The sequence below is a fragment of the Acidovorax sp. K2F genome (assembly GCF_025246485.1).
Lineage (GTDB): Bacteria > Pseudomonadota > Gammaproteobacteria > Burkholderiales > Burkholderiaceae_C > Acidovorax > Acidovorax delafieldii.
In genome coordinates this window covers 1-13,593 of the sequence record NZ_JAOBSQ010000019.1, presented here as the reverse complement: position 1 = coordinate 13,593, position 13,593 = coordinate 1, and the positions used below count along the sequence as shown (strand labels likewise).

Sequence of the window (13,593 nt, the reverse complement as noted above, 5' to 3'; positions counted from 1 at the left end):
CATGGTTGTGCCGCGCGCGCAAAGCACTTCTCACCTCAGCATCGTTTTCTACCAATCGCACAGGTTGGGCAACCAGATCTCCGAAATCGATCAGTTGCCTCGCCGTCATCAGGCGCTCGTAAGTCTCGTAGACCAAGGCAACTTCCATGCACTTCTCGGCGTTCTTCATCGCCTCGGCATCCGTACCGCAAGTCTGTTCCATGGCCACGGCCAATGCCCGGTAGCCGGCGGCATCGACCACTTCGTCCTTGGCGCGTGAAATCGCACTGAGCATGTCACTGAGATCAAGCGCCGGATCCCACAAGTTCCGGAAGTGGCGCAGCGATAGCCGTGGCAGCTCGTCCTCCAGCAGTTCGATGCCTTCGGATCGATCAATGAGACGGGGGTTGGCGGGAAGTCCGAGCTTGTCGTGAAAACGGCGCACGATATCCAAGCCGAATGCGTGAAACGTACCGATCCACATCGCTGCGGCAGCCCGCGGATTCCGGGCGGCGAGCCGCTCGCATAACTCGTTCGCCGCCTTGTTGGAGAACGTGAGAACAAGGATGGAGATCGGATCCACGCCCTCAGCCAGAAGACTCTCGATGCGCTGCACCAGTGTGCGGGTCTTGCCCGTTCCCGGGCCTGCTTGTAACTGAAATGCCGTGTTGCGATGGTTGGCCGCCTCCATCTGGGTAGGGTCAGGTGTGGGTACGGCAGCTGCTGCGGTAGGCTCCACGACGGCAGGTAGCTCGTTCGGCAAGAGCAGCGAATCCAGCAGTTGCTGCTGGACCACTTGCAAGGGTGCTCCGAGGCGTGTGGCGATATCGGCGGAGGAGCAACCGCAGTCGATGTAGTGGTGCCGCACCATTGAACGCGGTAGCAGGAGCTCGCGCGCAAACAGATCCATCCGGACCTCTCTGCGTTCCCTGGCGCCGTAGTCGAGCACGCGTTCCACGCCGACCGGTGCATCTTCGGCCGAACGGCCGGGTTCGACTTCACCTGTCACCACGTTCTGAGCATCACCCTCCAAGACGAAATGTCCCAGTTCGTGCGCTATCAAAAAGGCGCGGTCGAATGCCGAACCGATGTCTTCATACAGGATGCACTCGGCTTCACGGTCGAGCACTGCACGACCGCCTTTCAGTGCCGAGTCACCAGTCGCTAAAGCATACACATCGAGATCTCGCCGAGCCGCTTCGCGGCTGACGAGTTCGAGCAGGTTCCATGGATCAACACCGTCCGCGACCGCAGCCTGGTGGATGCGTTCTGCCTCGCGCCGTGCGGCCTCGGTTGCATCCATGATCAGTCTCCCAATGCCTGCAGAGCTTCCTTTTGGGCAGGTGTCAGCTGGGATGTCTCGACCGCTTGATTGAACGGTATCTGGGCGGTCACTTCGGGCTTCACGTTGGATCGAAAACTCAGGCTGGACGCCATGGTGGGCGGGCTACGCAGATAGGCCGAAACAGCATCAGCGGTCGCGCCAAGTTCGGCAGCGAGCTGCTGAACGAAGCGTCGGGGAAAGGTGGCGGCATCGATTGCTCGTTCGCGCACGCGAATCAAGAACAAATTGCTGACGTCCAACCTCCTGGCTATTGACTTGAACGCTGTGGGTTGCAACTGCGCAAAGGGGTTGGTGATAGCAACAGTGCCTTGTGCCGACCCCATTGCTGCCTGGAATTGCCGCCAAGCCTGATCGACGACCTGATCTGACGAAACCTGAACCTCGTCGCCGGAGTGGGAGCCATCCATCATCAGCTCAATCGAGCAATCCACGAGGGCCAGCGCATGTTCCGGGTACTGGTTCAAGTAATGATCCAACGTGGCGCGGTCATGCCGGGGCTCGACGGAAAACGCATGGAGAACTTCTTCTTCGTCGGGTCTGGAATTTTCGGTGTTCATAGTTCGACTTCCTTTTCAAGGATGGCCTTGAGCGCCTTGCAGGCGCGAGTCTTCCTGTTGCGAACCGTCCGTTCGTCGCAATCGAGCATGCGTGCAATGGTCATGACATCTGGATCCTTGGCGTCAATTGGAATTCCCTGCAGAAATAGGCCGATGACCTGTTTCTGATCGCGGGGTAGACGGTCAATCGCAGCGAATAGCACCAACCGGAAAGCAGGATCGTCAATTTTTTGTGGGTCGCCACTCAGAAACTCTTCGAGTGCCGCTTCGACTGCAGCGGAAATCTCAGGGCCCTCACCATCTTGACTACCTAGCGGAACCGCCTTGATCTTGCGAGTGGCGGGGCCGATCTTGCGCAGCACAGTGGTTCGAAGCGCAACCATCGCCTTGTCAAAGCGGATTTCGTAGAAGTCCAGCAAACCGGGGTGTGTGTTGCAGTCCTTGGTGAGTAGGACGACGAAACGGCTGCGAATCTCATCGCGAATGTCTGCTGCACCGTCCATGCGCGTATCAGGTATCGTTGAGTACAGCGACTGATCAATACGTTTCAAAAGGATGCGAAAGGTCTTCTCGAACTGCCCGTGATCTCCATCGACCCACGCTCGCCGCAGGAAGTGAAGCACGACCTCCGTGGGCACATACTGCGGATGCTTTCTTGACGCGCTGTCGAACCGCGAAAGCCGAGCCCCTGCGTCGAGCACCTCAAGCTTCTCGATGCAAACCTCGATCTCAGGTGGCCGCTCGTAGGGCTTGCCGTCTTTGTCCTTGCGTTTGAGTGCTACCGGCATTCCTTGACTCCCGTATTCTTGTTTGGTGGATCAGGGTGACTGTGTTCGTTTCAACGAATGCGGATCGGCAACGACACTTGCGGCTGGATCGGCACCAGCGTCTTCGCATAGGCGCGCAGGATTTCGTTGTAGAGGTCGGCATGCTTGGGGGCCTCGACGGTGATGATCAGCGCGTAGCGGATCTTCTCGGCACCGTTGGCCTTATGGCCAGCTTCGCGCGCGTTGTAGTGGATGTCGAAGACCGGATTCTTGAGGGTGCTGCCGCGCATGTTCTTCGCGCTGTGCAACACCGTTTCCCATTTGCCCATGTCGGAGCGGCGTTCTTCCTCGGTGGCGTATTTCTTCATGTCGAAGAAGCTTTTGGTGTCGGCGTTGGCCTTGCCGTCCTTGATCTTCTCGTCGCTGGGACGGAAAACGACTTCCAGGCCTGCGCGCGTGTAAGCGGCGGCGTCCTGCGGATCGGTCGGCGAGGCATAGCAGAAGGTCGCCTTGAGGCGGATACTGCCATTCAGGCCGCCGATGGGCAATGGCAGTGAGGCGCGCAGGTATTTGCCCGGCTTCAACTCTCCCTGGTAAACCACGCGCGCGACCCCTTCAGGGCAGGTGATGATGCTCATCAGGTCTTCGGGCACCTTGCCCCAGCCGACTTCGAGCTTGTCGTGCGTCGCAGCGTCTGCGGCGTGGACCAGCAGCGCCTTGATCGCCAACGGCGACAACTCGGCTCCGAGGATGGCGCGAATGCCGACCGCGCTGCGCAACAGATACGGAGAAGCGAAGCTGGTGCCCAGCTGCGGCGAGAGCGCCGCTTTCTTTCCCGGTGAGAGCACATGGAAGTAGTTCCCGGCATTGCCACCGAACGCCATCAGGTCAGGTTTGATGACACCCGGGCTGCGGCCAGGGCCGACGGCACTGTACGGTGCACGCGCCCAGCTGGCTTCAGTGTCGTTGGCTGCCCCGACGGCCAACGCGTTGACGCAGTCCGAAGGCACCTGCACGCGGGCGTTGCCGGAGGCCCGGTCCATTTGGCCGTTGTTGCCAATGGCCACGGTCATCAAGGTGTCGCCATCGCTCAGCAGGTCGTCGATGACCGACGTCCAGGCGTGTACGTCGGTGTCTTCAATCGGCAGGTCAGGGCCGAGGCTGAGGTTGATGAACTGGTACTGCCGTGAGAGCAGCACCTGCTCGACGAAGCCCAAGGTCCGGTACAGCTCCAGCGGGTCTTCCGTATCGGCGTCCTTGTCGAGTACGCGCAGGTGGTCTACATAGGCGAAGGGGCGGCTGGCGGCGCCGTTCGGCTGGATGGGACCGAACAGGAAGGCGGAGCTGACGGCCAAGCCATGCTCCAAGCCCGCCGGATCGTCCTGCGCGTCTTCGTCCAGGACACGGTAAGAGCGCAGCCACGGGCCGATGGCGTTTTGTTTGGGCAGACCGCCGTCGAGGATGGCGACCTTGGGCTCTGAAGACAGCGGCTGTTCGGTCGGCAGGCTACACCCAACCGTCACCTCGCCCGTTCGGTGAACGGGCCGCATGCCTCGCAGCTTGGGCACCGGACGGATGACGCGCACGAAGACGAATTCGGCAAGCCGCTCGATGTGATCGTGCTTGCCTTCGACGGGCACGAACCACAGGTTGCCAGCCGTGAAGCCCAGGTCGCTGTGAACCTTGACACTCACCTCCTTGGCGTACTTCACGAAGGCCTGCTGGACGAACAGGCGGCTTTCCTCGGGTAGCAGGTGAATGCCGACCTCAAAGAAGCGATCCTTGGCGCTGCCGTAGTCTGCAATGCGCTCACGAGGCGTGAAGGCGGCAAACTGCTCGATGTGTGCCAGGTCCAACGCTTCGTCTGACTCGGGTTCGATCTGCCGAGTCCATTCATTGAGATGGCGAAATGCCTGGCGTTTGCCGGCGACAAACAGTTCTGTCGTCGTGCACTCCTGTGGCTCGCCCCTCTTGGTCCAGCCGCCAGGTGTCACCTTCACGGTTCGGCTACCGACCGATTCCAGGCCGACGGTGCGAAGCATCGCCGTTGGGAAGAACGACCGGGCGATGTAGCTGGGGTTCATCGTCAGTCGGGCGACCCCGAAGTCGCCAGGACAAGCGTGCGGGGGCAAGGCGTCCAGGGACGTTGCGGTCGCCACGAATTGCGGTGTCAGTCGCTGTGCGGCCTGTGCGAAGGAGTACACCTCCGCTTTGCCTGGCATGCGCTTCGGCCCTTTGATGTCATGCGTCAGCAGCTCGCCGCGCCCGATCAAAAAATTGGTTTGGCTCATGCTTCAGGCTTTCCTTTCGAGGTCTTCTTCGCTGCTACCGGTTGCTCGCTGGTGTACTTGCGGATCGTGTCGCGGCTGACGCCTGTGATGTCGGAGATGGTGTGTTGCGACAGGCGGGTTTGCTTTGCCAGAAGGACGGCCAGATCGATGCGGCCTTGGCGTTCCAAAACCAATGCGCGCGATTTGACGAACTCTTCGATCAGATCGGCGTCCGAAGCCGTGCCCAATGCAACAGCGCGCCGGAAACGCTGGAGATCCCGCTCGATGTCGCTGAACGACTCGCCGTTGAAAGCGAAGGTCAGGATGTCGATCCAGCGGCCGAATAACGCATAGTCCGGCCCGAGAAAGCGCTTGATCGCCTGTTTGACGGCAGGCATTTCCGGCGCCTTGAAGTTGATCACCAAGTCGAAGCGACGCCACAGCGCCGGGTCGATCAGTTCCGCGTGATTCGTAGCCGCTAGCAATAAGCCGGTAGCAGGCCATTCATCGACTTCCTGCAGAATGACCGTGACCAGGCGCTTCAATTCGCCAATGTCGGTGTCGTCGCTGCGGCGTTTGGCGATGGCGTCGATTTCATCGAGCAGCAGCACGCAGGGGCTGCGCTTGGCGAAGTCGAGTGCGGCGCGCAGGTTGCTCCCGCTTCGCCCGAGCAGGCTGCTCATGACGGCGGTCAGGTCGAGCACATACAGCGGCACACCCAATTGAGACGCCAGCCAGCGCGCGGTCAGCGTCTTGCCGACGCCGGGTGGGCCGACGAAGATGGCCGAACGCGTGGGGTTCAGGCCCATCGATGCCAGTCGCTTGGTCTGGCGGCGTTCCTGGATCAACTGGCTCAAGGTTTCTTCCAGGTCTAGAGACAGCAGCGGTTGCTCACGATCAGGGTCGTCCTTGAAGACCTTCAGCAGCGACAACCTCGATTCGTCATCGACTGGTAGTGGCTGCGCCGCGGACGCGGGCGGCGCGACCTTACGCATTGGAGCGCTTGCGCGGGGTGCCTTCGCGCGCAGGTACAAGTCCATCTGTTCAGCTAGTTCTGGGTCCGTGTTGCGGTACTTGCGTACTAGCCGGGCCACGAACAGCCGCACATCCTCCGTCTGCTCTGCGAGTGCAAGCCGGATCAGCTGGGCTAAATCTGACTGAACATCATTCATTTCGTCCAACATTTGCGTAACTTGTTGATATTAAAGAGAAATTTACAAATAAAAAATGGAATAGGGATATTTTCTCACGTTTCCGATGTAAGCGCTGAAAAAGATCTCAAGCGCAGCCGCTCACGCACCAAAATGGGGAACCATGTCCCACGCACGCCAGATCGGATGAGAGACCCTCCTAGCGCAGTGAACCGCCCCAGGGGCGGGTTCAGAACGACCGCTGAGGTTCGACAGCGCGAGTTCGACCCTTAAAGTAGACGTTCATGGCAGGTTGAAGGGGTGACCTGCCGCCCGCCAGGCTGAATGACCGCAGCGCACTCGACTCCGGTCATTGCAGTCGCCCAGCTTTCAGGTGAGCCGACGACGGCTTCAAGTCACGCACCGGGAAGCTGTCTCTCGGCTTCGAACGTCCGCAATCGCTGCACTGCAGTCCATCACCCGCAAAGCGGCGCGTCTCTATCCCCTCCAGCTAAACACGCACAGGAGGAAGCACAAGTCCAGTCCTGAGCACTCGACCCAAATGTGGCATTGCCACCCTGACAAGGAGCTCTCGTTTGACCAGGTAGTCAGCAACTCGCTGGAACCCCGCAATCGTCGCGTCATCGAGTCCACTAAAAACGCCAACACCGCAGTAACTAAAACGAGCCCTGGCAGCACCACAAGTCAGCTGGGGCGGAATTTCACGATGCTGTTGCGGGAGCTGGGTCTGGAGACTGGGCCGGGTGGTAAGCGAACGCTGTACTCGCTGCGTCACACCTACATATCCTTGCGATTGCTGGAGGGCGTGTCACCGGCCATCATCGCCAAGCAGTGCGGCACCAGCCCCGAAATGATCCATCGGCACTATGACCACCTGCCCACGCTGATGCACGTCAAAGCCCTGGTGGGTAGTGAGGGTGCCGAGCTGACCAAGCTGATCAAAGCCTATGCCGCGCTAGAGTGAATCAGGTCAGACTCGATAAATCTGAAGAACATGTGGCCGCCAAGCTGACATCACTTGCATGAGGAACTAAGTTTGCTCAGGGGGCTTTGCCTGCGGGTTTCGCCTCTTTCTTCATAGAAAGTTTCGCAGAAAAGAGTATCGGCTCCACTTGCTTAAGTAGCCTGTCCACGAACTCGGCGTCGATGGGCGCATGCGCAAAAAGCACGCGATACCAAAGCGGACCAAATAGCAGGTCCAAGACAAGATCGTGATCCAGGTTGTCTGGAATCTGCTTCGTCTCAACTGCCCGCTGCAGCAATGCCAAGCCAGCCTCTCTTCTGGGACCCACTACCCTTTCGCGCAACAGCTCTGAGGTCACCGCGTCGTACTGACCCTCGGCCATCAGTGAGCAAAGAATGCGCCGCCAGAGAGGGTCCTTCAGCCTCTCCACGGTGGCCAACAGATATCGCTTGAATTCCGCTCTCAGCGATTCGGCGTCCTGCCGTACTCCCTCTGAAAAGCCCTCCATGTAGAGATCCACCAGAAGCGCACCCTTGGTGGGCCAGCGTCGGTAGATGGATGCTTTTGACACCCCCGCAGCGCTGGCAACCTGCTCAATCGAAAAGCGGGTTTCTCCCTCCCTCCCGAGAAGCGCTCGCGCCGCTTCCAGGATGGCACCGTGAGTCTGTTGGTTGCGAGGTCGTCCTCGGGTCGGCTCAGGTGATTGGTCGCTCGGAAGGGTTGGTGTGGTCATGGCTGGATTCTCACAGATTTGACATTCGATACGAACCGTTTTATATTGACAGAAACGATCCGTTTCGTATTTATGGGACAACAGTGAAGAATCAACCATGGAGCTGGAGAGCAAGGTCAGACATGAACGCCCACTCCAGTGCGTGGCGGGGGGCCAAAACAGCGATGTTTTGCGTCGCCCATCGGCCAACCGACGATTTCCCTCATCGCAGCTGAAGCCATTCAGTTGCAACGCAAGCCACCCAGTGGCAACACTCCAAAGCCCTCCCAACCTCACTGACCAACAGGAGCATTCATGAAAACGGACAACACGAGCAACCGGCGCCACGCGCTCAAAACCATCGGCGGTCTGGGTGCTTCCGCCGCACTGATGACGCTGAGCGTCAAGGATGTTTTTGGACAGGCCAGCATCCCGATCACCATGACGACGGGCTTGAAGTTGGCGAACTACGGGCCGATCTATGTTGCGGCCCGCAACGGCTTGTTTGCCAAGCAGGGACTGGCCGTCACGATCAACGTGGGTGGGACGGTGGTTGAACCCGTATCCATCGCGCTGTCAGGCAGAGCACCGATCGCCGTGACCGGTACGGGCATGGCGGTGAACTCCACACTGGAGGGCGGCCAGATGAAGGTGGTTGCCAAGATGTGTGGCGCCTTGGGGATGTGGGTCATCACCCGGCCGGGCACTCAGTTCACCTCGCTTGCTGATTTCAAAGGCAAGAAGGTGGCCAGCCTGAAATACCCCTCCAACACGGTAACATCGCCCACCTTTGCGATGAAGAAGTTCGCGGGAATCGACCCGAAAACAGCTGGTGTGGAGTTCATTGAGGGTCCTCCCGGATCCATCGTCGGTGCTGTCCGCGACAAGCGCGCCGACGTTGGCGTGGTTTTCGAGTGGGACGCAAGCATTGCTGCACAACAAGGTCTGCAGGTCTCCTACGGATTCGCAGACCAGATGGGTCCCATCCTTCTGACGTCGGTGATGGTGAAGAACGACTACCTGATCTCGAATCCGGACATCGTTCAGCGGTTCTGTAACGCCATCGCAGCGTCCATGAAGCTGATTCGGGAAAACAACGCCGTCTACATCAACGCGATGGGGGCGGAGTTCAACAACCTCGATCGATCTGTGGTCGAGGCGGGATGCTCGCGTCTGCTGGCAACTAAAGGGTTCGTACCCACCAACCCTGTGATCTCCAAAGCCGAGTGGGACGCGAGTGTTGAGCACGACGCATTGGCGGGAACCATCCGTAAAGCGCTGTCCTTTGAGGAAATGGTGGACAACCGATTTGCTCAGAAGGCAACAGAAGCCTTTGGCATTGGAGCTTGACCATGGGAGCCGTATCGACCTCCATTGCAACAAGCCAATCGGACCGCCCTAAGCGCCCCAACAGTATGAGCTCAACACTTCGAATCACGTTTTACCAGGCCACGCTGGTGCTGGGCCTGCTTTTGGTCTGGGAGCTGTTGGTGCGATTTGAAATCGCACCGGTGTACCTGTATGGCCAACCCTCGGGCATCTTGGCAAAAGGGCTGGTGCTTATTCAAGAGGGCGACCTTTTTGTACACATCGGGGCCACCGCATTCGAAGCCATCACCGGCTTCGTGATTGGCACCACTTTGGGCAGCGCAGCGGGGCTCATGCTGTGGCTGTCCGACACCGTCGCTCGAGTCTTGCGCCCCATCATCGTGGCGATCAACGGTGTTCCGAAGATCGCGCTGGCACCTCTGGTCATTGTCTGGTTTGGCGTGGACATCGGCGCCAAGGTGGCCATCGCAGCCAGCTTGACCTTTATCGTGGCGCTGATCTCTGTCTACCAGGGTACGCAAGAAGTGGATCAGGACTTGGTCAAGCTCATGCGCTCCCTCGGTGCCCGACGGCTCACGATATGGCGCAAGGTCATTGTTCCAGGGTCCACCCCCTGGATATTGGCCACTATGCGTTTGAACATCGGATTCGCCATGATCGGCGCGGTTGTGGGGGAGTACATCTCCGCCAAGAAGGGCTTGGGCTACTTCATCTACAACGCAGGCGCGCTGTATGACCTGAACTCGGTCTTTGTTGGAATTTTCTGTCTCATGGTCCTGGCCTTGGTGCTGGACGTCGGGCTGCTCAAGGTCGAAGGGAAATTCAAATGGTGAAGAAAAATGGCAATGCCGTTCTCGAAGCGCGCAACGTCTCGATGACGTTCAACGCCGGCACAGAGCGCGAAGTGGTGGTGTTCAGAGGTGTGAACTTCGAACTTCACGAAGGGGAAATTCTCGCGATCGTGGGGCCTTCGGGCTGTGGCAAGTCAACGCTGTTCAACATCATCGCTGGTCTGCTGGAGCCCACATCCGGTGCCGTCTATGTGGATGGAGAAAAGATCGATGGGGCTCGCGGGCACGTGGGCTACATGCTGCAAAAAGACTTGCTGTTGCCCTGGCGCAGCGTGATGGACAACGTCACGCTGGGGCTGGAAGTTCAAGGCGTAGAGCCTGGCATCGCAAGGGAGCGGGCAGCTAGCCTCATCAAAAGCTACGGCCTGGCCGGCTTTGAGTCGGCCCGTCCCGGTGCCTTGTCGGGCGGTATGCGTCAACGGGTGGCTTTCATGCGAACACTCGCATTGGACCCCAAAGCCATTTTGCTGGACGAACCCTTCTCTGCGCTGGACTTTCAGACCAGGCTGGTACTCCAAGGGGATGTCAGACGCATCATTCGAGACAGAAACAAGTCTGCGATCTTGGTAACACACGATATCGGCGAAGCCGTGGCCATGGCCGACCGGGTCCTTGTGCTCTCGCACAGGCCGAGCACGGTCAAGGCCATCTATGACATTGATCTTGGTGTGGCCGAGGATGATCCGATAGCGTTGCGACGCTCCACCCGCTTCAACGACCATTTTGATGCGATCTGGAGCGATCTGGACATTCAAGTTTCCTCCACCGTCTGAGACGGGATAAATCGGGCGACCCACTGCGCACGAGGGTAGCCCGGTCAAATACAGTGAGTGGCAAATGAACACGATTGCAGAACAGCCCATTCGGGCTGGGCGGGACAACGACCGCACGGAACATCATCAGCTTCCCCGCAACTCTTACGAGGCTCTGGCTCGCTGCGCAGACCTGTGGCCTGCGAGCGAAGGTGTCGTTTTCCCCCTCTCGAACAAGCGTCTTACTTTCAGCCAGTGGCTGAGTCAAGCACAACGACTAGGGGAAGGACTGCGACGCTTGGGTATCGGCGAGGGCGATACCGTGGCGCTTTGGGCAGAAAACCGCATCGAGTGGGCGGTGACCCAGACGGCACTTGCCGCGATCGGCGCGGTCCTCGTTCCGATAAACACCCATTTCCGAGAGCAGGATCTTCGCTTTGTCTTGAACCACAGTCAGGCGAAAGCGATTCTGTTTTCCAAGCGCTTCCGGTCCAGCAACTACCTTGACATGGTCACAGCTCAACAGCCGGACACGCCTTCGCTACAACACATGGTCTGTTTCGACGCAGTGGATCAGCCAGGCATCGTGGCCTACGAGACATTGTTGAAAGGTCAGGATCACCACTTTGTCCCCGCACACACGCAGGCCAAAGCGATGGGTAGTGTGCAGTACACCTCGGGCACCACCGGTCAACCCAAAGGGGCCGCTTTGTCGTTTGGCGGCATGATGCTCAACGCAGCGGCCAGCGCAAAGCGGTTGAAACTTTCTCACGGAGACCGCTGGACCTCCATCATCCCCCTCTTTCACTGTGCGGGTTGCATCATGAATCTGATGGGCTGCCTGTCCCAAGGCGCCACCTATGTGGGGGTTCCGGCGTTCGATGCACAAGACATGTTCCGCATCATCGAGAGTGAGCGCTGCACCCTCCTCACGGGGGTTCCAACCTCTTACCTGAGCATGTTGCAACACCCCGATCGGCAACAGTTCGACCTCAGCACCCTGCGCGCGGGAACATGTGGTGGTTCCGACTGTGACCCTGGCGTTCTTGCGCGGTGTGCTGCGGAGTTTCCGATTCCCGGTCTGGTGCAGGTTTACGGTCAGACCGAAGCCAGCACCTTGATTGCCCTGGACGATCCCGACAGCCCCGACCGCTGGGCAACCAGCGGCTATGCGCTGGAGGGTATGGAGCTTCGGATCACGCATCCTGACACCCGCAGCATCATGGAGCCCATGGCGCTGGGGCAAATTGAAGTCCGGGGGCCAATGGTGATGATGGCTTATTTGTACCAGCCGGAAGCCACCAGCAAGACCATTGATGAAGACGGTTGGATGCAGACCGGTGATCTGGGATACCTGCGTCCCGATGGTAGGCTGGTGATCGCGGGGGGACGTTTGCGGGACATGATCATCCGTGGAGGCGAGAACATCTATCCCGTTGAAGTGGAAAACCTGTTGCGCGAGCATCCGGCAGTTGGCGAGGTGGCCGTTTTTGGTCTACCAGACACGTACTACGGTGAAACGGTGGCCGCTGCCGTCAGCTTGCGGACCCCAGTCATGGCGGATGAGTTGAAGACGTTCCTGTCTGGAAAGGTGGCCGCGTTCAAACATCCGATACGCTACTTCCAGGTCACGGAATGGCCCATGACTTCCAGCGGGAAGATCAAGAAGCGTGACCTGCAAACCGCCGCACAGGCGAACCAACTGGATGTTCTCACGTGAGGCCGACTGTATTGGGATGCAGCGCGACACACCGTGATCTCCCGGGTCCGGATTCGACAGCCGCTGCGATTGGAAACACCGGCGTTGTGGTCGTGTCGTCGCCCTACGTGATTGGCTTGCTGGAGGAGGCCAGCCACCGAGCCGTCAAAGATTTTTACGAACCGGGGGAGGCGACGGTTGGGACACGCATCGACGTGTCACATTTGGCGCCGGCGTTTCCCGGTCTGGAAGTCGTCGCTCTGGCAAAACTTGAGGTGTTCGAGGGGCGCAAGCTGAAGTTCTCGGTATCGGCTTATCAAGGCAACCGACTCATCATGCAGGGCTGGCACGAGAGGGCCGTCGTTCGATTGGAGCGTTTCTTAAAGAGCGCGCCAGGTGTGATGAACACGACCAAGGGCCCGATCGAGTTTTTCTTCGACTACCACAGCCCCTGGTGTTACTTTGCCGCCCTTCGCGTGGGGGCGCTTGCCGCACGCGTTGGCAGAGCGGTGGTCTGGAAGCCCATGCACCTGGCGCGACTGATCGAGCGGATTGACGGACGACGGCCGTTGGATGCGAATCCGGCGTTTGTGCGGTGGTTCAAGTCGGATATGCAAGACTGGGCGAACGCCCTGGGCGTTGAGGTTCGCTACCACCCCAGTTTTCCACTGCGTCCAGTACGGGCCTTGCGAGCCACTGTCTACGCGGCTGAGCAGGGCTTGGCAGAAGCCTTCGTAATCGGGGTTATGCGAGCCTACTGGAGTGAGTCGAAAGACATCAGTGATCCAACTCAGCTCGCCGAAATCGGCACCGCTGTTGGGCTTGACGCTAGCGGTATACGTGCATGCATAGATGATCCGGTTTACAAAAATGCTGTCGAACAAAACACTAAACACGCGCAAGATAGAGGCGTATTTGGTGCGCCAAGCTTTTTCCTTGACGGCAAGCTATTTTGGGGAAATGATCGGATGGGGCAGCTGGAGGAGTTCGCTACTTCGGCGCTGTTGCATAACCCAGAGTGAGGCCGAGCTTCCCCTTACCCCAGGCGCAGCTATGTGGGCTGCTGCCGGTTTCGATGACACCTTGTTAAGGTGGAAGATGAAACCGGAGGTGGTTCATGGAGAGAAGAAGGACATTCAGCCGCGAGTTCAAGCTCGAGGCGGTCAGGTTGGTCACCGAGCGTGGCGTGGCTGTGGCCCAGGCAGCCAAGGACCTGA

The 13,593-nt window shown here is 59.0% G+C and carries 13 protein-coding genes; 7 read left to right on the top strand and 6 right to left on the bottom strand.

The genetic code is table 11. The features are described 5' to 3' along the window. From N4G42_RS06525 to N4G42_RS06505, 5 genes are all read right to left on the bottom strand, one after another. On the bottom strand, window positions 1–1,282 hold a 1,282-nt coding region (locus N4G42_RS06525), incomplete at its 3' end, for a UvrD-helicase domain-containing protein (RefSeq protein WP_260666596.1). Window positions 1,283–1,284: 2 nt separating this feature from the next. Continuing rightward, on the bottom strand, window positions 1,285–1,881 hold the full coding sequence (locus N4G42_RS06520; RefSeq protein ID WP_243019189.1) for a hypothetical protein: 597 nt from the start codon (window positions 1,879–1,881) through the stop codon (window positions 1,285–1,287). Continuing rightward, the gene (locus N4G42_RS06515) at window positions 1,878–2,669 is read right to left on the bottom strand and encodes an RNA polymerase sigma factor (protein ID WP_260666595.1); all 792 of its coding nucleotides are present in this window, start codon (window positions 2,667–2,669) and stop codon (window positions 1,878–1,880) included. The genes N4G42_RS06520 and N4G42_RS06515 overlap by 4 nt, the downstream gene beginning before the upstream one ends. A gap of 50 nt (window positions 2,670–2,719) precedes the next feature. After that, window positions 2,720–4,939: a S8 family peptidase gene (locus tag N4G42_RS06510; RefSeq protein WP_260666594.1), complete on the bottom strand. Its 2,220-nt coding sequence runs from the start codon at window positions 4,937–4,939 to the stop codon at window positions 2,720–2,722. Further along, window positions 4,936–6,102, bottom strand: a complete 1,167-nt coding sequence (locus N4G42_RS06505) for an AAA family ATPase (protein WP_243019192.1) — start codon at window positions 6,100–6,102, stop codon at window positions 4,936–4,938. The genes N4G42_RS06510 and N4G42_RS06505 overlap by 4 nt, the downstream gene beginning before the upstream one ends. A gap of 673 nt (window positions 6,103–6,775) precedes the next feature. Here N4G42_RS06505 and N4G42_RS06500 point away from each other — a divergent pair. After that, window positions 6,776–7,033 (top strand): hypothetical protein, encoded by a 258-nt coding sequence (locus tag N4G42_RS06500; RefSeq protein ID WP_260666592.1) that lies wholly within the window; start codon window positions 6,776–6,778, stop codon window positions 7,031–7,033. A gap of 76 nt (window positions 7,034–7,109) precedes the next feature. Here the strand turns inward: N4G42_RS06500 and N4G42_RS06495 are convergent, their stop codons facing one another. Continuing rightward, entirely contained in the window at window positions 7,110–7,766 is a 657-nt protein-coding gene (locus N4G42_RS06495; protein ID WP_260666591.1) for a TetR/AcrR family transcriptional regulator, read from the bottom strand. Between the two features lie 294 nt (window positions 7,767–8,060). Here N4G42_RS06495 and N4G42_RS06490 point away from each other — a divergent pair, with 294 nt between their 5' ends. The 6 genes from N4G42_RS06490 to N4G42_RS06465 all read left to right on the top strand — a co-directional run. Beyond that, the gene (locus tag N4G42_RS06490; protein ID WP_260666590.1) at window positions 8,061–9,095 is read left to right on the top strand and encodes an ABC transporter substrate-binding protein; all 1,035 of its coding nucleotides are present in this window, start codon (window positions 8,061–8,063) and stop codon (window positions 9,093–9,095) included. A gap of 2 nt (window positions 9,096–9,097) precedes the next feature. Beyond that, on the top strand, window positions 9,098–9,907 hold the full coding sequence (locus tag N4G42_RS06485) for an ABC transporter permease (protein WP_260666589.1): 810 nt from the start codon (window positions 9,098–9,100) through the stop codon (window positions 9,905–9,907). After that, window positions 9,901–10,698 carry an ABC transporter ATP-binding protein gene (locus N4G42_RS06480; protein WP_260666588.1) on the top strand — a complete coding sequence of 266 codons (798 nt, stop codon included), beginning with the start codon at window positions 9,901–9,903 and terminating at the stop codon, window positions 10,696–10,698. Before N4G42_RS06485 ends, N4G42_RS06480 begins: the two co-directional genes overlap by 7 nt. Window positions 10,699–10,762: 64 nt before the next feature. Beyond that, the gene (locus N4G42_RS06475; protein WP_260666586.1) at window positions 10,763–12,397 is read left to right on the top strand and encodes a class I adenylate-forming enzyme family protein; all 1,635 of its coding nucleotides are present in this window, start codon (window positions 10,763–10,765) and stop codon (window positions 12,395–12,397) included. After that, complete coding sequence (locus tag N4G42_RS06470; RefSeq protein ID WP_409557803.1) at window positions 12,394–13,398, top strand: thioesterase, FlK family; 1,005 nt, start codon at window positions 12,394–12,396, stop codon at window positions 13,396–13,398. Before N4G42_RS06475 ends, N4G42_RS06470 begins: the two co-directional genes overlap by 4 nt. Before the next feature lie 95 nt (window positions 13,399–13,493). Then, window positions 13,494–13,593 (top strand): transposase (locus tag N4G42_RS06465; RefSeq protein ID WP_260666597.1); only part of this gene is annotated, 100 nt, incomplete at its 3' end.

Bases quoted from the DNA above. Each gene is read 5' to 3' on its own strand.
- N4G42_RS06520 (WP_243019189.1), bottom strand. From the start codon at position 1,881: ATGAACACCGAAAATTCCAGACCCGACGAAGAAGAAGTTCTCCATGCG.
- N4G42_RS06515 (WP_260666595.1), bottom strand. From the start codon at position 2,669: ATGCCGGTAGCACTCAAACGCAAGGACAAAGACGGCAAGCCCTACGAG.
- N4G42_RS06510 (WP_260666594.1), bottom strand. From the start codon at position 4,939: ATGAGCCAAACCAATTTTTTGATCGGGCGCGGCGAGCTGCTGACGCAT.
- N4G42_RS06505 (WP_243019192.1), bottom strand. From the start codon at position 6,102: ATGTTGGACGAAATGAATGATGTTCAGTCAGATTTAGCCCAGCTGATC.
- N4G42_RS06500 (WP_260666592.1), top strand. From the start codon at position 6,776: ATGCTGTTGCGGGAGCTGGGTCTGGAGACTGGGCCGGGTGGTAAGCGA.
- N4G42_RS06495 (WP_260666591.1), bottom strand. From the start codon at position 7,766: ATGACCACACCAACCCTTCCGAGCGACCAATCACCTGAGCCGACCCGA.
- N4G42_RS06490 (WP_260666590.1), top strand. From the start codon at position 8,061: ATGAAAACGGACAACACGAGCAACCGGCGCCACGCGCTCAAAACCATC.
- N4G42_RS06485 (WP_260666589.1), top strand. From the start codon at position 9,098: ATGGGAGCCGTATCGACCTCCATTGCAACAAGCCAATCGGACCGCCCT.
- N4G42_RS06480 (WP_260666588.1), top strand. From the start codon at position 9,901: ATGGTGAAGAAAAATGGCAATGCCGTTCTCGAAGCGCGCAACGTCTCG.
- N4G42_RS06475 (WP_260666586.1), top strand. From the start codon at position 10,763: ATGAACACGATTGCAGAACAGCCCATTCGGGCTGGGCGGGACAACGAC.